This window comes from Exiguobacterium sp. BMC-KP (genome assembly GCF_001275385.1).
Lineage (GTDB): Bacteria > Bacillota > Bacilli > Exiguobacteriales > Exiguobacteriaceae > Exiguobacterium_A.
Genome location: NZ_LGIW01000013.1, coordinates 175,414 through 195,111 on the forward strand (window position 1 = coordinate 175,414; position 19,698 = coordinate 195,111).

15 protein-coding genes and 1 riboswitch are annotated in these 19,698 nt (G+C 47.4%); of the genes, 2 read left to right on the forward strand and 13 right to left on the reverse strand.

The features are described 5' to 3' along the window. Positions 1-13 precede the first annotated feature (13 nt). From ADM98_RS03725 to ADM98_RS03750, 6 genes are all read right to left on the reverse strand, one after another. Positions 14-1,006 (reverse strand): aspartate-semialdehyde dehydrogenase, encoded by a 993-nt coding sequence (locus ADM98_RS03725; RefSeq protein WP_053452319.1) that lies wholly within the window; start codon positions 1,004-1,006, stop codon positions 14-16. A 13-nt stretch (positions 1,007-1,019) separates the two neighbouring features. Next, positions 1,020-2,219, reverse strand: a complete 1,200-nt coding sequence (locus ADM98_RS03730) for an aspartate kinase (protein WP_047395005.1) — start codon at positions 2,217-2,219, stop codon at positions 1,020-1,022. A 112-nt stretch (positions 2,220-2,331) separates the two neighbouring features. Next, positions 2,332-2,509: riboswitch (Lysine riboswitch) on the reverse strand. A gap of 70 nt (positions 2,510-2,579) precedes the next feature. Next, complete coding sequence (gene argH / locus ADM98_RS03735; RefSeq protein ID WP_053452320.1) at positions 2,580-3,950, reverse strand: argininosuccinate lyase; 1,371 nt, start codon at positions 3,948-3,950, stop codon at positions 2,580-2,582. After that, positions 3,947-5,152, reverse strand: a complete 1,206-nt coding sequence (locus ADM98_RS03740) for an argininosuccinate synthase (protein ID WP_053452321.1) — start codon at positions 5,150-5,152, stop codon at positions 3,947-3,949. The genes argH and ADM98_RS03740 overlap by 4 nt, the downstream gene beginning before the upstream one ends. A gap of 118 nt (positions 5,153-5,270) precedes the next feature. Next, positions 5,271-5,699 carry a GNAT family N-acetyltransferase gene (locus ADM98_RS03745; protein ID WP_029340768.1) on the reverse strand — a complete coding sequence of 143 codons (429 nt, stop codon included), beginning with the start codon at positions 5,697-5,699 and terminating at the stop codon, positions 5,271-5,273. Further along, on the reverse strand, positions 5,696-6,844 hold the full coding sequence (locus ADM98_RS03750; protein ID WP_053452322.1) for a DHHA1 domain-containing protein: 1,149 nt from the start codon (positions 6,842-6,844) through the stop codon (positions 5,696-5,698). Before ADM98_RS03750 ends, ADM98_RS03745 begins: the two co-directional genes overlap by 4 nt. 128 nt (positions 6,845-6,972) lie before the next feature. Here ADM98_RS03750 and phnF point away from each other — a divergent pair, with 128 nt between their 5' ends. After that, the gene (gene phnF / locus ADM98_RS03755; RefSeq protein ID WP_082318488.1) at positions 6,973-7,707 is read left to right on the forward strand and encodes a phosphonate metabolism transcriptional regulator PhnF; all 735 of its coding nucleotides are present in this window, start codon (positions 6,973-6,975) and stop codon (positions 7,705-7,707) included. 56 nt (positions 7,708-7,763) lie between these two features. Here the strand turns inward: phnF and ADM98_RS03760 are convergent, their stop codons facing one another. The 5 genes from ADM98_RS03760 to ADM98_RS03780 all read right to left on the reverse strand — a co-directional run bounded on the left by ADM98_RS03760 (position 7,764) and on the right by ADM98_RS03780 (position 15,186). After that, positions 7,764-8,876 (reverse strand): LCP family protein, encoded by a 1,113-nt coding sequence (locus tag ADM98_RS03760; RefSeq protein ID WP_235504826.1) that lies wholly within the window; start codon positions 8,874-8,876, stop codon positions 7,764-7,766. Positions 8,877-9,175: 299 nt separating this feature from the next. Further along, positions 9,176-9,937 (reverse strand): glucosamine-6-phosphate deaminase, encoded by a 762-nt coding sequence (nagB, locus tag ADM98_RS03765; protein ID WP_053452324.1) that lies wholly within the window; start codon positions 9,935-9,937, stop codon positions 9,176-9,178. Then, positions 9,934-11,091 (reverse strand): N-acetylglucosamine-6-phosphate deacetylase, encoded by a 1,158-nt coding sequence (nagA, locus tag ADM98_RS03770; protein WP_053452325.1) that lies wholly within the window; start codon positions 11,089-11,091, stop codon positions 9,934-9,936. The genes nagB and nagA overlap by 4 nt, the downstream gene beginning before the upstream one ends. 184 nt (positions 11,092-11,275) lie before the next feature. Continuing rightward, positions 11,276-13,834 (reverse strand): bifunctional lysylphosphatidylglycerol flippase/synthetase MprF, encoded by a 2,559-nt coding sequence (gene mprF / locus ADM98_RS03775; RefSeq protein WP_053452326.1) that lies wholly within the window; start codon positions 13,832-13,834, stop codon positions 11,276-11,278. After that, positions 13,831-15,186: an MATE family efflux transporter gene (locus ADM98_RS03780; RefSeq protein WP_053452327.1), complete on the reverse strand. Its 1,356-nt coding sequence runs from the start codon at positions 15,184-15,186 to the stop codon at positions 13,831-13,833. The genes mprF and ADM98_RS03780 overlap by 4 nt, the downstream gene beginning before the upstream one ends. Before the next feature lie 92 nt (positions 15,187-15,278). On the opposite strand from ADM98_RS03780, the gene ADM98_RS03785 reads away from it, so the two are divergent. Beyond that, positions 15,279-16,067, forward strand: coding sequence for a CHAD domain-containing protein (locus ADM98_RS03785; RefSeq protein WP_053452328.1), 789 nt, complete (start codon positions 15,279-15,281; stop codon positions 16,065-16,067). On the opposite strand, the gene glsA is transcribed toward ADM98_RS03785, so the two are convergent. After that, positions 16,058-16,990, reverse strand: coding sequence for a glutaminase A (gene glsA / locus ADM98_RS03790; protein ID WP_023467099.1), 933 nt, complete (start codon positions 16,988-16,990; stop codon positions 16,058-16,060). The genes ADM98_RS03785 and glsA overlap by 10 nt on opposite strands. A gap of 127 nt (positions 16,991-17,117) precedes the next feature. Further along, positions 17,118-19,694 (reverse strand): ATP-dependent chaperone ClpB, encoded by a 2,577-nt coding sequence (gene clpB / locus ADM98_RS03795; protein WP_053452329.1) that lies wholly within the window; start codon positions 19,692-19,694, stop codon positions 17,118-17,120. Positions 19,695-19,698 lie beyond the last annotated feature (4 nt).

The following is a 19,698-nucleotide window of genomic DNA, read 5'->3' on the forward strand; positions in this document are numbered from 1 at the left end:
AACTCCTCCTTTGTTATGAATGAATCGACTGTTCGATCGCTTGACGTGCGACTTGCACGGCATTTGACGCAGCACCTTTTCGGATGTTGTCAGCCACACACCAGAGATGGAATGTGTTCGCAAGACTATCATCTTGTCGAATCCGTCCGACGTAGACATCGTCCGTTCCACTTGCATCGAGTGGCATCGGGTAACGCGTGTTTGCGACATCATCAACGAGGACGACGCCTGGTGCACCTTCTAACGCTTCACGGATGGCTTCAACCGTCGTCGGTTGCGTAAACGTAACGTTAATCGCAACCGAGTGAGAATTCGTGACTGGAACACGAACACACGTCGCACTGACCGGTAATGCTGGAAGATTGAAGATTTTCCGTGTTTCGTCAATCATCTTCTGCTCTTCTTTCGTATAACCGTTTTCTAGGAACACATCGATATGCGGCAAGATGTTATCGTGAATCGGGTGCGGATAATTGACGGGTTCTTCTCCGCGTGCCCCGCGTGCCAAGTCCTCGATCCCTTTTTGACCTGAACCAGATACAGCCTGGTACGTCGTATAGTTAACACGCTCGAATCCCAGTGACTGGAGCGGCGCTAATGCGACGACCGATTGAATCGTCGAACAGTTCGGATTCGCGATCAAACGGTCCGTTGCTTGAATCGCTTGTGGATTAACTTCTGGTACGACGAGTGGAATCGTTTCCTGCATCCGGAAGGCACTCGAGTTATCGACGACGAGCGTTCCGTTTTCAGCTAATAACGGTGCATATTGCTCACTGATCGTCCCGCCCGCCGCGAACAACGCGACGTCGATCCCGTCTTCCGTGATACTTGGTGTCAATGCTTGGATCGTAATGTCTTCTCCTTTGTACTGTACCGTGCTCCCTGCTGAACGAGCAGAAGCGTAAGCGGATAAGCGGCTGACCGGGAAGTCCAGTTCTGCTAGTACTTGTAACATTTTTTGACCGACCGCGCCGGTTGCTCCAATGACTGCTACATGATACATCCTGTTCTCCTCCTTATAACTCGAACGCGTTTGCAATCGCTGCAACCGTTCGTTCAATGTCTGCTTGTGCAATCGTGTATGAGATACTAATTTCTGAAGTCGTAACTTGATAGAATGGAATGTTCTCTGCTCGGAAAATTGCGAACAACTTCGAAGCAACACCTGTTGCATCCCGCATCCCGATTCCGACGACAGATAATTTTGCGTGTTGGTTATGGCGGTCGACCTTCACTGTCGTAAAGCGATCCATGATGTCTTTTAAGGCTTCATCGAGGAATTCTTCTTCATCGAGTGGACATGAGAACGATAAGAAAATGTCACTGTCGAACGTCGTTTGACTGATCATGTCGATGTTGACGTGGCGATTGGATAACAGTTCGAAGATATCAGCTACTGCTGCATTTGTTTGCGGTACGTGTTTGATTGACACCGTCAAGACGTTCTTCGTGACGCTGACACTCGTTACCGCTTTTTGTTCCATTGTTTCCGTCGCTTCCATGATCCATGTTCCCCTTTTCGATTCAAGTGTTTTCCCGACGAAGATGTGTACGCCGTATTTTTTTCCTAACTCGACACTCCGCATTTCCATAACCTTCGACCCGAGGGCGCTCATCTCCATCATCTCGTCATATGAGATGTGGGGGATCGGCTGAGCCGCGGCATGGATTCGTGGATCAGCCGTGTAGACACCGTCGACATCGGTATAGATTTCGCACCGTTTATCGAGCACTGCCGCAAGAGCAACTGCCGTCGTATCCGATCCGCCTCGTCCGAGTGTCGTCACGTCACCGAGTTCGTTGACACCTTGGAACCCAGCAACGATGACAACATCGTACGTTTCGAGTTTTTGTCGTAACAGATCTCCATCGATCTGTTTGATCTTACTTTTCGTATGCACGCCCATCGTGCTGATTCCTGCTTGTGCGCCAGTTTGCGATAACGCTTTGACGCCGAGCGAGTTAAGGGCGATGCTGAGTAATGAAATCGTCTGTTCTTCTCCGATGGCAAGCAGACGATCGAGTTCTCGCCGCTCGGGGCGATCCGTAATGGCTTGCGCCTGAGCGATTAAAGAATCTGTCATCTTGCCCATCGCCGAAACGACGACGACGAGTTTTTCACCTTCGGCTGCGCGACTCTTCAAATAATTCGCAATAGACTGAATCTGTTCGACAGTCGCAACCGAGCTTCCACCAAATTTAAGTACAGTTGTCACAATCCTATCTCCTTTGTCCCGATACAGAAAAAAACGACGGGCCGGTAGGAGCGTTCCTACGGCCCGTCGTTATCACGATCGGACAAACGAAGACAAAGTCATTCGTTCTTTTACGTAAGATAGCGCTCCGAAACATCGGTTTCGGCAGTACAACGGATCTTAACCGTTGTACCAGCAAACAAGAGTAAGCATCTTCTCGTTCACTTCGGCGGACTTCCCCTTTCACATCATTCGGCATGCTTGCCTTCAAGAATGATGCTACTCATGTCATCCGCGCCTCTATCTGTCGGTTGTTAGTTACAGTTATAGCAGACATCTTTTGTTAAATCCAGTCATTTGGCTGATTTTTTTCAAAATTCGTCAATTTGCAAGATGTTGTTTCGCGAGTTCGAGTTGCTCTGAAACGGCAGCAAACCCTGTACCGCCGTAGCTAGTCCGGCGCGCTACTGCTTGAACCGGATCGAGAAGCGGATAGACGTCGTCTGTGATATCAGGATGGAATGTTTGATACGTCTCAAGGTTCAAATCTTTTAGGAAACAGTCATTCTGTACACAATAAAGGACGGCTTTTCCCACGATCTCATGCGCTTCCCGGAATGGTATGCCTTTCGTCACAAGGTAGTCAGCGAGTTCCGTTGCATTCGAGAAATCTTGCATTGTCGCCTTCTTGAGCGCTTCTGTCTTAAACGTCGCAGATTCAATCATTCCGGTGAAGATTTGAACGGACTGAAGGACGGTATCTGCTGTATCGAAGACCCCTTCCTTATCCTCTTGCATGTCTTTGTTGTAAGCGAGTGGTAATGCCTTCATCGTCGTCAAGAAGCCCATTAGATTGCCATAGACACGCCCTGTTTTCCCACGAATCAATTCCGCGAAATCAGGATTTTTCTTTTGTGGCATCATGCTCGACCCTGTCGAGAAGGCATCGGACAACTCGATGAAGCCGAATTCTTGCGACGCCCAGATGATGATCTCTTCACAAAAACGAGATAGATGCATCATGACGGTCGAGGCGATCCCGAGGTATTCGATGACGAAGTCCCGGTCAGAGACCGCATCGAGGCTGTTCGGATAGATCGACTCAAACCCGAGCAACTCCGCAGACCGGAAACGATCAATCGGAAATGTCGTCCCAGCGAGCGCTCCTGCTCCAAGCGGTGATTTCCGAATCCGTTTTTGGTTGTCCGTCAACCGTTCGACGTCCCGTTCAAACATCCAGAAGTACGCAAGCAAGTGATGGGCAAGAGAGATCGGTTGCGCCCGTTGCAAATGGGTATAGCCCGGCATGACCGTCTCAATATGTTGCTCAGCTTGTTCCGTGATGACCAATTGAAGCTCACGTAATGCCGTCGTCAATGCTTCGACATGTTGCTCCATCCATAAATGCAAATCGGTCGCGACCTGGTCGTTTCGACTCCGTGCCGTGTGCAGTTTGCCTGCGACTGGACCAATCTGTTCCGTCAATAGACGCTCAAGATTCATGTGAATGTCTTCATCCGCTAGCGTATACACATGATCCGCTACTGTCGCTTCCAGTTGCTTTAATCCTTGCTCGATTTGCGTCCATTCGTCTTGAGCGAGGATTCCTTGTTCAAATAACATCTGCGCGTGAGCAAGACTCCCTTTCAAGTCGACACTCGCTAACTTTTGATCGAACGTGATCGATGCTCCGAAGGCTTCCGCTTGAGCGGAAGCACTTTCCGTAAAACGTCCACCCCAGAGTTTGGTCATTTCGTCACACCCGCCTGACGATGAACGCTCGCATGCGTCGAAACGGCAAGACCGTGTAATTTGATGAATCCTTTTGCAGCTTCATGATCGAACGCATCTTCTTTCGTGTACGTGGCAAGCTTCTCATCATAAAGTGAGACCGCAGACTGACGACCTGTCACGGTTGCATTTCCTTTGAACAACTTGACCCGAACTTCTCCTGTGACGTCCTGCTGTGTTGCTGTCAAGAACGCTTTCAGACCTTTCGTCAATGGAGCGTGGAAGAGACCGTTGTAAATCGTTTCTGCATATTGTTTGCTGAGCAACGGTTTAAAATGCGCGACGTCTTTCGTCAATGTGATCGTCTCGAGTGCGGCATGTGCTTTCAGTAGAACAGTTGCGCCAGGGCACTCGTACACTTCACGTGATTTGATACCAACGAGACGGTTCTCGACGTGGTCAATCCGTCCGACACCGTGCGCTCCAGCGATGATGTTCAGTTCCGTGATCAGTTTCGCGAGTGGGTACGTCGTGCCGTTAATGGAGACTGGAACTCCTGCTTCGAAGCCGATGATGACTTCTTCCGCCTGATCTGGAGCGTCTTGTGGTGCTACCGTCAACGCGTAAGCGTCTTGCGGTGGTTCTGTCCAAGGGTTTTCTAGGACGCCACATTCATTACTCCGTCCCCAAAGATTCATATCAATCGAGTATGGGCTGTCAAGGTTGATTGGAATCGGCACATTGTTTTCTTTCGCATAGGCGATCTCTTCTTCCCGTGACCACTTCCACTCCCGAACTGGTGCGATGACTTCGAGTGATGGATCAAGTGCTGCGACCGAAACTTCGAACCGGACTTGGTCGTTCCCTTTTCCGGTACATCCGTGTGCGACAGCCGTTGCACCATATTCATGCGCGACTTCGACGAGCTTTTCTGCGATCAACGGACGCGAAAGCGCTGAAATCAACGGATAGGCATTTTCATAATGCGCACCATATTGAAGGGCTGGTAAGACGAAATCTTTTGCAAATTCTTCTTTCACATCGAGAACGATCGATTCAATCGCACCGACGAGAAGTGCCTTTTCCTTGATAACGGTTAAATCTTTTCCTTCACCGACATCCATACATAATGCAATGACGTCATAGTCCTTGCTCAACCATTTGATGGCTACCGATGTATCGAGTCCCCCAGAGTACGCTAAGATTAATTTTTGTTTCGACATGTATAATTCCCTCCTGGTTTTAAATTCATCTGTCTGTATAAAAATTCATTATGAATTATATATATACATAGAAAACAAAAAAAAGAAACCCTTTTTGCAGGATTTCTTTCAAAATTGATTACATTTTCTTCTCCATCGTCCGGTGCGGGATGCCTGCATCGTCGAATTCATCGGAGACGATTGTATAGCCAAGCCCTTGATAGAACGGGATCGCTTGGACTTGCGCACCGAGTGTTAGTAATTGTTTGCCTTCACGACGTGCGACACGTTCCATCGCCTGCATCAACTCGCCACCGTATCCTTTTCCTCGTGCTGTCGACAGCGTCGCGACACGCTCTACCTTCATGCGTTGGTCGTCATATGGACGTGTGCGACCCGTCGCGACTGGACGGCTCTGCTCATCTAAGACAAGCAGATGAATCGCTGTCTCATCGTGTGTATCGTATTCAAGATGGCGTGGTACACCTTGTTCCTCAACGAAGACACGTTCACGAATCATCCGAACGGCTTGATGTTGTTCTGCTGTACGTACTTGAATAACTGTCATAACTGATATTCCTCCCGTAATCGATCGACATATGCCATCGCATCATCCCGATTCGTAAATTGTGCTTGTGCTTGGATCGCACTTCCACCGCCACGTCCATTAAATGATTGGACATGTGCTTTGGCGAATTTTCCGAGATGTGGTTCGCCCGGACTACTCATTAATAACTTATTCGACGTTTCGTTCCAGACGACACCAATGCGTCCCGCCTCTTGAATCGCTTTAGCGAGTTGCTCAGAAACCTTGATCTCTTCATCCAGATGTTCAAACACAAGAATCCCTTCTTGTTGTTCTAGAGCGTTCGCAAGTGTGAGCGCAGCGAGCTGCTCTTGCGCTTGTTCGACTTGTTTCGTTAATCGTTTCTGATCGTCCTGTAACGCTTGGACGGCTTCTACGATCTGAACTGGTTTAATAGATAAGGCTTGCGCCGCTTCCCGCAAGGCATGGCGTTCTGCCTGCAGAAGTTGATAAGCCCGTTCCTTTGCAACATAAGAAAGACGAATGTTCCCACGAATCCGTTCGACTCCAGTAAAGAGAATTAACTCGAGCTGTGCCGTTGAATCAAGATGCGTCCCACCACAGGCACTATAATCGAGTGTGCCGATTTGAACAACTCGAATCCGCCCCTCGACTTGTGGTGTCTTCCGTAATGGTAATTGAAGTGCTTCCGCCTCATCATACTCTGTCGCCGTGATCGGTAACCCTTGTTCAATCACTTGACGTAATCGTTGATCTAACTGTTCTTGTTGCACAGTTGTCCATTCGGGTGTCTTGATATCAAGCGTTGAGACCTCACTTCCCGTCCGAAAGCTGAGTGTTTTGATCTGAGACTCATCTTGTAAAATCGCAGAGATGACATGCTGTGCTGTATGCTGAGCTGCATGGTCGATCCGAGTGGCATCATCCACGATCCCTGTGACGTCACCTGTAAGTGGAGTCGCCAGTTGATGCCAGACGATACCATCTTCGATTTGAACGTCAAGGATAGGCTGATCGTTTAAGGTACCACGATCCGCTGGTTGTCCACCACTCTCCGGATAAAAGTAACTTTTCTCTAAAGCAACCCAATATCCATCTACTTGTTTTGTTGCGCGAATGGATGTCTGAAAGGTCCGGACATCGGATTCTATTTGTTCGGGGCGCATGCCTCGACCACCTTTCTCTGTCAGTTTCACTCTGTATTATGCCATATTTCATCCAGAATCGTTTGTCGGCTTGGCTTTTTCCTAGTACACTAGATGAAAGACTACCGATCGCGAAGGGACGAAATGCCGTGATTCAGCATATCAATAAAAATTCACCACTCCCCATTTACTATCAAATCGAAGCAGCCTTAAAACAACAAATCGAAAGCGGCGCCCTTCAACCTGGCGATTTGATTCCGTCCGAACGCGAATTTGCCGAGGCGCATCAAATCAGCCGAATGACGGTTCGCCAAGCCATTTCGAACTTAGTCAATGCGGGTTACTTGATTCGTCAAAAAGGACGAGGAACATTTGTCGCGAATAAAAAAATCGTCATGCAACTATCGGGATTAACGAGTTTTTCAGAAGAGATGGAACACCTCGGACTTGAGCCGACAAGTGTGCTCCTATCGTATCAAATCATCGACGCCTCGATGACGATCGCGAATAAGCTCCGGATTCGCGAAGGCGCATCCGTATATGAATTGAAACGTTTACGAATCGCCGATGAGCAAGCGCTTGCTCTTGAAACCGTCTACATTCCAGAACAACTCTTACCTGGACTCGATCAAGACGTTGCGACCGCTTCGTTATATGCATTTGCTGAAGCAAGCGGATTAAACCTTGGACGCGCAAGTCAAACGTTCGAATCACGCCTTGCTACGAAAGAAGAAGCTGGTCATCTTGGCTTATCGACAGCTTCGCCTGTTCTATCTGTTGAACAACTGACCTATCTTGCAACGGAGCAACCATTCGAATACGTCATCTCTGCTTATCGGGGAGATCGTTATACCTTCACCGTCGAAATGGAACGACAACGCTAAAAATCCCTTTGTATCGTCGTACAGTGACGATGATACAAAGGGATTTTTAACGTTAATTACCGTGCAGGAACCGCTTCTGTCTCCGTCACCGGTTCTTCTGTCGTACTTTGTGCAGGATCCGTCTCTTCCTTGATTGGTTCGACTTCTTGACCTTGCATTGCTTTTGCTAAGTTACTCTTCACTTGCTCTAGTTGATTCGGTTCGAGATGATATTCCCATTTCCCACTAATTCCGATATACCCTTCTCCAGCAAGTTGATATTCTGTCGTATTCCGTAGGGCTGCCGTGAAGTCTGCTAAACGTGTATAATCATTTGGACCTAAGTTCGTTTCGACGTTATCGCCAACAGCATCTAAGATATCACGGTACGCACTAAGTGAACGGAAGCTTGCCGCTTCTTTTGCGACCGCTTGAATAACTTGCATCTGTTTTTGACCGCGACCGATATCACCGAGCGGATCGTCATGGCGATTCCGGACATAAGCGAGCGCCTGTTCACCTGTCAGATGTTGCATGCCTTTATCCACAGTGACAGTACCTGCTTTACGTTTGGAGTCTTGTTCCTTAAACGCATATCGTACATCAATATCCACACCATTCAATGCATCGATCAATTGAACGAATCCTTGGAAGTTGACTTTGACGACGTGATCGATTTGAATCCCGAGCAAATTCTCTGTCGTTTCACGTGCTAATTTAATCCCATTGTAAGAATTTGATTTATCCATCGAACCGAAATAATGGGCATGGGTGATTTTATCTTGCTCTACCCCTGTTTTACCGTACGGTACATCGTATTTCGAATAATCAATGTTGACAAGTGAATCGCGTGGAATACTCGTCAGTACCAATTGTTCCGTTTTTTTATTCAAAATTCCGACGATCATGACGTCTGATCGCGCCGGTTCATTGCGTTCTTTACTTTTTTTCGTTTCATCCGTTCCAAGAATCAAGAATGATTCGGACGGTACATCATCATATTTAGAGCTCACTTTTGAGCCAGGAATCTTAATCTGCGTCTTTGCCAATGTTTCTTGCGTTTTAATAAAAACAGCTCCAGCGTAACCAGAACCGATGATTGTGACAAGCAGGACGAGTGCAGCGACGACTTTCATGAACATCTTGCCAGCACTTGGCTGTCTCTTTCGTGCGGATCGCGTTTCCATCATGTAAACCCTCATTTTCATGTAAATTTTCCGTAAAGTTCGCTAATCTCCATTATCCGGACATTTAATGAAATGTCAATTTACGTTTCTATTAAAGAAATCGAATAGAATCGCTACATCAAAAAAATCGTGAATTGCGTGTTCTTCGCAACATGAGAATGAGTGAACCCGGTAAACGTCTCATTCATGCCTCTCTGTCCAAATAACAAATCGCATGAGACTAGGCTCAACAGAATCAAAAAAAAGGATCGAGTCAATCCGCTGATTGTCTCGATCCCTTTTGATCCATCACTTTTTCATCGTCATACTTTCATGAAATTCAGATAAGCTGCTCGTCCTGTACGTTTAGCGTCATCTGACAATAAAGAAGCGGCTTCTTCATCTAGGATCACCATGACATCCGCATGACGTTTGAGAACGGTCGCCGGACAATCCGTTGTGGCGATGCCTTCCATCATATCGCGGACAGCTTCTGCCTTTCGTTCGCTTGAGGCGACGAGAAGGATCTTTTTCGCCTCCATGATCGTACCAATTCCCATCGTGATGGCTTTTGTCGGTACTTCTTCGAGTCGATCAAAGAAACGTTTGTTCGCTTCTCGCGTCGATTCCGTTAACTCCGTTACGTGTGTTTTAGCATCAAAGGGTGTTCCCGGTTCATTAAAGGCGATATGTCCATTCGCGCCGATTCCAAGCAATTGAATATCAATTCCCCGCTCTCGGACGAGTGCTTCATAACGTTTACTTTCTTGGGCAGAATCTTCCGTATTCCCGATTGGTACGAACGACTCCTTAAACGCAACATCCTTAAATAGATGCTCTTGCATAAACGTATGATAACTTTGAGGATGCTCTGGGCTGAGACCGACATACTCGTCTAGATTGACCGTCGTCACATGCCGACAGTCAAGAGAATCCTTCCGCCATTCTTCATAAACACCAACTGGTGAACTACCTGTTGCCAGTCCTACTGTTAAACCTTCCGGGTGCCGCTCAATTTCCTGTTTTAAAAATTGATATGCCACCTGCGCTAATTCTTCTCCTTTTTCTACAATCATCCATTTCATGAGGTAGACTCCTTTCCGTTCGTGATCCGATGACGCGTACCACGATGAATCGTTTCTTGAATCTGTAATGCTTCGTTGAGCAAGACAATATCTGCATCTTTGCCTACTGCAAGACTTCCCTTTTGATTCAATTGAAGCTCTTTTGCCGCATTGACCGATGTCATACGAACGGCGTCTTCAAGCGAACAGCCGGTATAGGCGATGATATTTCGTAATGCGGCGTCCATCGTCAAAACACTTCCAGCTAAACTACCGTTTTCAAGACGTGCCGCACCATCTTGAACGAATACAGCCTGACCACCTAACTCATACTCACCATCAGCTAATCCTTTTGCACGCATCGCATCCGTGATGACGATCAATCGGTCTGCACCTTTCATTCGGTAGGCGAAATCTACCATCTCCGGAGCACTATGAATTCCATCCGGAATGATTTCTGCATAAACATCCGGTGTTAGGAGACAGTACCCGACCGTTCCCGGTTCTCGATGATGTAACGCCCGCATTTGATTATAGAGATGAGTACCATGAGTGACGTGACCGGCTTGATTTTGTGCATACGTCGCGTCGGTATGTCCGGCTGACGGAATCGCACCCGTCAATCGCACTGCTTCCTCAAACGCACGCGCTCCCGGACGCTCCGGAGCGTAAGTCACGAGCTTGATCGTGCTTCCAGAAGCTTGTTGCCATTTTAAGAACTGCTCGACATCCGGTTCGACGATATGTTCATGCGGCTGCGCGCCCGCATAATCTGGATTGATGAACGGTCCCTCGAGATGAACACCAACGATCGTTGTATCGTCTTGCGCTACGACTTCTCGGACCGTCTCAAGCGCTTGCGTAATGTTTTCCCAGTCCTGTGTAATTGTCGTCGCTAAAAACGAGGTCACGCCTTCTTGTAACATCTGCTGGCTGAAATGACGCAAGCTCTTGGCATCCCCATCCATGACATCGACATCATATCCGCCATGAATATGCACATCAATCATTCCGGGAATGAGCGATTGATGGTGCGCATCAATCGTCTCCTCTCCTGCAACTTCTTCGAATGCAGTCATCGGACCAATCGCCTCAATCGTCCGTCCGAAACGAATGAATCCATCTTCGATCGTCTGCTCTCCCGTATAAATTCGGGCATTGATGATTACTGTCATCTGTCATCATCCTTTCTCTGACCGTACCATTACTTGCTTCCGTATTTAGTATAACGCGATTAATTCTAGTTGTATAGACCTTTGTACATTTCATCATAGAATATAAAAGGACGACCTCACTCGTCTCTAGACAAGTGGTCGCCCTTTGTATACCCGTCGACTGTCATCTTTATGCGTCAGTCGATCACGGTAATAAAATCCGGTCTTTTTTTCGGGAAATCAGACGCGTTGCTTTTAAGATCGCCATCGGTAAAGATTGACGCTTCCGGTACGCCAGGTATCGTCCTTCCCATTTTGGATCATACTTTTCTTTGTAACGTCGTAGACCCGTAAAACTGTACATGTAGCGAATATTATTGAAGACATCCGCTGCCACACGCTCTTGCCAGAAGGAAGTCTCATCCTCACCGACGGACGAGAGTGGCGCCATTCCCATGTTGAATGTCCGGTATCCTTCTTCCTTCGCATACTCAAACAATCGAATGAACATCGCATCCATGATTCCGTTCGGTCCGTCTGGTCGAAAACGCATTAAGTCGATCGATAGAACACCTTCTTGGTAAGCAGGCATGAATGTCATGAACCCAATCAATCGTCCTTCCGCTTCACGCATGACGCCAATCGGTGCCCGGTTTAAGTACGGCTCATGAAAATAACCGAGCGAGAAGCCTTTTTCCGACTTATCCCCCAACCACTCATCAGAGACTTCCTGAAGCTCTGCTAACAATACATTCGAGAAAGGTGGCTCGATCACTTCAAACGTCATGCCTTCTCGTTCAAAACGATTTTTGATTGATCGAAGTCCAGCCCGCTTCTTTCCTGAAACGGTGAATGATGGAATATCAACAATCGCCTCTTCTCCGAGTTTAAAGAAGTTGAAACCGAAATCATGATAGAGCGACATGTTTTGCGCTTGAATCTGGTAGATGTTCGGAATATAGCCGAGATCTTCAACTCGACGCAAGAAAGACGCAATGACTTGCGAGTGTTCCTTTGGATCTCCACTTGGATCACCAAGCATCATAATTCGATTACCGGTCTGACTAAACTGGATGAACGAACGACCTGTCTCTGAAAAGAAGAAGCGCTTATCTCCGAGAAACGCCAAATGGCTCAAATAGTTTCCACCTTGTTCGGTTAAGACGGATTGAATTTTTTCACCATCGAACAACTCCCCGAGTACCGGTTGATTGAATGTATTAAATAAACGAATGAATACTAGTCCGTAAACGAGCGCAAAGATAGACGCACTCGCAGCGAACATGAAAATCTCATGAGCCGGGTAAACTTTTGTTCCGTCTGCTGATCCCAGTGTGTAGAACGCATATCCGAAAAAGACGAAACCACCGATGTAGAGGAGTCCAACGAATGCAACACGAATGAAACGTGTCGTTGTAATGAGCGTCCGTTCTCGGTGAAATGCCTTGCGTGACATGAGTAACAAGATGAGAACAATCACAACTGCAAGGAACGAAATCAGGTTAAATCCGCGAAGTACCATCCCGACCAATGCAAAGAAAGATGCGCCATACATCATGTATAACGAACGTTTTGTTCGACGATAGAGAGCCGTCGATAAGAGGACGAATAATAAGCCACCCATTAAGAAGAAACTGTTCGCAAGTAACAGCGCTTCATGTGGTAATTTCGATTCCAGATATTCATATTGCGTAGAGACGGGTGGTAAAATAGCGATTCCCCAAATCGTGATACCGGCAACAAGCGTGATCAATGCTAAGGTGAAGTGACGAATTTTACTGAGGAATCGCAGTTGTAAGCGCCAAATGACACCCCCAACCTCAACAGACGGACCGACAATCGGTTTGTCTTCAATCATCTTAACGACCGGACCACTGAATTCTCGTGCTGAGAAGATAACCCCGATCAAGAATGGAATCAAGTAGTAGACGAGGCGATAGATCAGTAGGCCTGTCAAGACAATACCTTCCTCAACACCCGCACGTTGCATACCAATTAAAAATACTAAGTCAAATGAACCGAATCCGCCAGGTACCATTGAAATCAATCCTGCCGTGGCAGCAATGATGAAGACACCGATGACTTTTGCAAAACTAACATCTGTCCCAAGTGATGCCAAAATGAAATAAACGACAACACCGGCACTGAACCATTCTGCTAGCGATACGATGGAGTACAAAGCAATCGATTTCGGATGAATACTGCTGTTCCCACGCCGAAACGAGAACAATAAGTACAGTGGGAAGAATAAAGCGACGCCGATGATGACCGGCCATAGCCATTTCTTCATTTCAAGCACTTCAAATGCCGGGAAGATGTGCAGGAGTGACAATGTCGACAAGATTGATAAACCACTAATCAATGTCGGTGCCATCCAGCCGATCGCCTTCAACAAACGACCACCTTCGACGAATGGTCGATAGAGGGCAGACCGGATAGCCATTCCTGCGAGACCTCCAAAGCCGATGATCCCGTTAAAGGAGTTTGCAATCCAGGACGCCCGGAAAATCAGTCCGACCGGTGCTTTTGCTTCTAGCGAGCGCAACAGGAAGAAGTCATAAAAGAACATCGTCGAGACTGCCGCGAGACCTGAAAGAATCAACAGGATGAACTGCCAAGAAGGCACTTGACGGATGGCTTGAATCGATTCCTTCAGAGACAGACTTCGCAATTCGTTTTGTCCTTGATAAAAAATGAATCCAATCAAGACAATCGGCAAGATGATCTTCGCAATCGTCATGATTCGTTGTTTTGAGAATTTCAAGTTGCCAGCCTCCTTGATTTACGGATTAAGTACATTAAACGAACAAGCAAGAGGGTTGCTCCGACTGCAAGACCGATGATCAATCCCCACCAGTAACCATCTGGTCCGAGCGCTGTGTAGCGTTCGAGATAAAAACCTAATGGTAGTCCGATGACCCAGTAGGCTGCGATCGTCAACAAGAAAGTAACGTTAACGTCCTTAAATCCGCGTAGTGCACCTTGCGTTGGTGCAGCGACGGCATCCGACAGTTGGAAGAAAATCGCTAGAATCATGAAGTGTGCGGCTGCTTCGATGACTTGTGGGTCTCGACTATATAACGCCGCCAGTTCTTCATTCTTTAAGTACAACAAGATCCCGGAGAACAAAGAGACGGCAACACACATCGTCAATCCAATGACGACATACTGGACAGCATCCTTGATTCGTTTGGCTCCGACTTCAAAACCGACTGTGATTGTCAACGCAGACGCAGCGGATAACGGGATCATATAGACGAAGGAAGCGAAGTTGATCGCGGCTTGATAGGCACCGATGATGACATCACCGTATGCTCCAAGCAACAATGTGACTGCTGAAAAAATACTGACTTCAGAAAAAATAGCGAGACCAATTGGAGCACCCAGTAGAATCAACTCTTTAATCCGCTTCATGTCTGGACGATAAAAGCGCCGGAGAATACCAAGACGTTGGAACAACTCTCCTTTAAAGACAACAGCGATGATTGCTAGACAGAGAATCCAGTACGTGATGGCAGTCGCAACTCCCGCACCTACTCCACCGAGTTCTGGAAAACCGAAGTTGCCGAAGATGAATAGATAATTGAAAAGGACGTTAATGGGTAAAGAGATTAGTAGTAAGACCATCGTGATGTTTGATTTCCCTAACGAATCGACAAGTGTTCGTAAGACAAAGAAAACGAACATCGGCACGATTCCTAGCGCTAGCATCACGAGATAATTCCGTGCAACTTCACGTGCTTCTGCCGATAACTCCATCCGTTCGAGAATTGGATTGACGGCGAGGAGTCCGATGACTACTGTCAACCCAATGATCACGACAGCGACATACAATGCCTGCATGACGATTCGTTTGACTTCTCGTTCTCGTTTTGCGCCCATCGCTTGAGAAACGAGCGGTGCGACAGCAAGTAGAATACCGGTCAACCCTGTGTAGACAGGTGCCCAGAGACTGGCCCCGACACCGACACCAGCTAAATCAGCAGAGCCATATCGACCGGCCATGACCGTATCGAAAAAACTAATTAAATAAAACGCGACTTGCGTTACGAGAATCGGAAAGAAGATTTTCATGAACTGTTTCATCTTTCCTGAGAACGTAACTGTTTCTAACATGTTTCCACCACATTTCAGGAGGGATCCTCCTTAATTTTAAACCATTTGATTCTTACTCTCTTACGAAAATTATCCAAGGAGGGATTCATCTCATGAACCATCGAGATACTGAAAAGTTAACCTTCGAATTGCTCGAGACGTGGTCTACCTTTAATCATTATGCGAAAGAAGCACAGACGTTTGAAAATCCAGAAGACGTCCATCAAGCTCGGATTCGCTTACGAAAACTGATCACATTTGCCCGATTAGTCGATTTAACGGAAGAACCCGTCTATTTGATTTGGAAGCGGCTGATGCATGCGTTCGGTGAAGTCCGTGACCTCGACGTACAGCTTGAAGCGACTTCAAACAAAACAGAAATGGATCAGTTATTCGCGAACCATGTTGCCCTGCAACTCCAAGGAAAACGGTCGACTTTAATCGAGACGATGCATCTCTTGATCTCAAATGAGCTCGATCGATCCGTTCGTCGTTTTTTAGCAGGTCCGATGACAAAACGTCTCAAGCGGATGTCAGAAAAAGAACTGATTCATGCCGCGGAGAAACGCTATGAAAAAAAACGCGAACAATTTGAAAAAGTGCAACGAAAGGATGGAACGAAGCGTGTTGAACGGATGCATGAATTACGACTCGCTACAAAAGCATACCGTTATACGGTCGAGTATCTTCGTCCCTACACGCATCAACCGAAATCTGCTGTTGATCGACTAAAAGCAACCCAGACGCAACTTGGAAACATTAATGACACGTATCAGCGATTAGAAAGATGGCGATCATTCGAGGTCCCAAGCATTTATCAAGAGGAACGTTTGCGTCAGATCAAGCGCTTAGAGGACGAACTACGTTCTGCGCTTGATCAGATTGAAATCGCTCATGGATGACGTTGAACGAGTAATTCAAGCATCTTTGTTCCAGCAATCGAATTCCCTTTTGCGTCAAGCGATGGTCCAAAGACACCGATTCCGAGATCAGCCATATCGAAATCACTTCGACCACAAGCAACAACTGCACCGGAAACACCACTTTTTCCTGGAAGCCCGACTTGGACGGAAAATTCTCCTGATGCATCGTACATGCCACACGTCGTCATGATCGCTCGAATGATTCGTGCGTTCCGACGTGAAATGACTTGACGTCCTGATGGTGTTTTTCCAGATGTACTCAGAATTTTTCCCATCATAGCAAGTCCTTTACAGTTCGTCAAAATCGCACATTGTTTCGTATAGACGTCGATGATTTCTTCGACATTGCCTTCGATGACACCATGATAGCGCATGAAATAGAGCAGCGCCCGATTCAAATCCGTCGTTTCGAATTCTGATTCAGCAACATCTGCGTCATATTTTACCATTTCCACTTCAATATCCAATAGTTTTGCGATGAATTGACGCAATTGAAGTAATTTATCCGCAGCATCCGTTCCCGGTAACATGCTCGTTACGGCTAATGCCCCTGCATTGATCATCGGGTTCAACGGTTTTGTTGGAATCGTTTCTTCGAGCTTGGCAATGGAATTGAACGCATCACCGGTCGGTTCCATACCAACTTTTGAAAAGACGTAGTCTTCTCCAAATGTCTCGAGGACGAATGCGAGCGTAATGATCTTCGAAACACTCTGTAGTGTAAACATCGTGTCGGCGTCACCTGCCGAAACGAATGTTCCGTCAGCATTACAGACAGCGATCCCGAGTTGTGTCGGGTCGACTTTCGCAAGCTCTGGAATATAACTGGCAACTTGTCCAAGCACCGTATACGGACGGCACTCTTCAATCAACTCCTCGAGTTGGGCTTGTGTAACATTCATGGCGTTCCCTCTTTCTCTTTTTTTCTAGCTTATCACGCATCGATTGAATCCGGATATGGTTCTTCCGTAAACGCTAAAAGGAGTCGACTCGTTTCAGCCGAGTCGACTCCTTTTTCTAGCATCTGCTTCATCCGTGTATGACTAGTTCGCCGTCTTCTACGTCAATCGCAATCCGGGCACCATCTTGAATCGCTCCACTGATCAAGGCACGCGCGAGCTTCGTCTCAATTGTTCGTTGGATATAACGATTGATTGGACGCGCACCGTACTGTGGTTCGAATGCTTCGTCAAAGATAAGCGTCTTCGCAGCATCTGTGACATCAATCGTAATGCCACGTCCAGATAAGCGCGAGGTCATCTTCTCGACCGCTTTATCGATGATTCGTTCAATTTCCGTCCGGTGGAGCGGATGGAATAAAATCGTGTCATCAATCCGGTTCAAAAACTCGGGTCGGAAGTGACGCTTCAATTCTTGTCGAACAGCTTCTTCTTCCGCCGCATCAATGACACCATCTTTGGCTGCTTCAAGCAGGATTGGTGCACCGATGTTTGACGTCATGATGACGATCGTATTCTTGAAGTCGACGACACGTCCTTGAGCATCCGTCAAACGACCATCGTCGAGCAACTGTAGCAAGATATTAAAGACATCCCCGTGAGCCTTTTCGATCTCATCGAACAGGAGTACCGAATATGGGCTCCGTCGGACAGCTTCCGTCAATTGACCGCCCTCTTCGTAGCCGACGTATCCTGGAGGCGCACCAACAAGACGAGAGACATTGTGTTTTTCCATATACTCCGACATATCAATCCGGACGATATGATCTTCACTATCGAACATCGCGGCTGCTAAGGCTTTTGCGAGTTCTGTCTTCCCGACTCCTGTCGGACCGAGGAATAAGAAGGAGCCAATCGGACGATTCGGATCCTTGATTCCCGCTCGCGCGCGAATGACAGCGTCTGCAACAAGACGGACCGCTTCGTCTTGACCAAAGACACGCTCATGAAGCGTATCCTCGAGATAGAGCAATTTTTCTCGTTCGCCTTGCGCAAGACGTGCCACCGGAATGCCAGTCCATTTGGAAACGATATCGGAGATTTCTTCTTCCGTCACCGCTTCCCGGACAAGTTCATGTGAGATGTGTTCAGATGATTCTTCCGCGACTTTCAGACGTGCCTCAAGATCCGGAATTTGACCGTACTTGATTTCCGAAGCGCGGTTTAAATCATAACGCCCTTCCGCTTCTTGTAACGCCAGTTTCGCTTTCTCAAGATCCGCACGTAACTGCTGGACACTTTGCGAACTCTCTTTTTCCCGCTCCCACCGTGTCCGAAGTGCGCTTTCATCTTCTCGGACAGAACTGAGTTCTTGCTGTAAGACGGCAAGTCGTTTCCGGGATGCCTCATCCGTTTCTTTCTTCAATGCCGCCTCTTCGATTTCGAGCTGCATGACCCGACGCACGAGCGAATCGAGTTCAGCTGGCATTGATTCCATATCGGTCCGAATCATCGCACATGCCTCATCAACAAGGTCGATTGCTTTATCCGGCATGAACCGATCCGTAATGTACCGATCAGACAACATCGCTGCCGCGACAAGCGCATTGTCATGGATTCGTACACCATGGTGAATCTCGAAACGTTCTTTTAGTCCACGCAAAATCGAAATCGTATCCTCGACATCCGGTTCAGCGACCAGTACTTGTTGGAAACGTCGTTCGAGCGCTGGATCCTTTTCGATGTACTTCCGGTACTCGTCAAGCGTCGTCGCACCGATACAGTGCAATTCACCACGCGCAAGCATCGGCTTGAGCATGTTTCCAGCGTCCATCGCTCCGTCTGTTTTCCCAGCACCGACGATTGTGTGTAATTCATCGATGAATAAGAGGATCTGACCTTCGGCTTCTTTGACTTCATTCAAGACTGCTTGCAAACGCTCTTCGAACTCACCCCGGTATTTCGCACCAGCGACGAGTGCACTCATGTCTAAGCTGAATAGCTGTTTATTCTTCAGACTTTCCGGTACATCTCCCCGGACGATCCGTTGTGCTAACCCTTCAACGATAGCCGTTTTCCCGACACCGGGTTCTCCGATCAAGACGGGATTATTTTTCGTCTTCCGACTCAAAATCCGAATGACGCGTCGAATTTCATCATCTCGACCGATGACCGGATCCGTTTTACCCGAGCGGAAATCGGCTACAAGATCACGTCCATATTTTTTCAGCACATCAAACGTCTCTTCAGGATTTTTCGTCGTGACCTTCCGATTTCCCCGCATGCTGACGATTGCTTCTCGCAGTGTTTCTTCTGTGATACCTTGACGGCGTAAATACTGCGCTGTTGGACTCGATTGTTTGATCAGTGACAATAACAAGTGTTCGACGGAGACATAATCGTCCTGCATGAGACGGGCTTCCGTCTCCGCTTCCGTCAATACGTTCAGCAACGAGCTACCAATCCGTGGCGTCGTCGCTTGTGACAAAGCCGGAAGTTTCCCAATCGCATCGTCAATCGCTGCATTCAATGTATCAATCCGTTGATTTAGCTTTTCAAAAACGACCCGTGCGATTCCCTCTTCTTGAGCAAGTAAGGCAAGTAGCAAATGCCACTCTGTGATTTCACTGTGACGACGTTGTTTCGCAATCGCTTGGGCAGAGACGATTCCCTCATGTGCCCGATCCGTTAAACGTTCAAAATCCATCTTT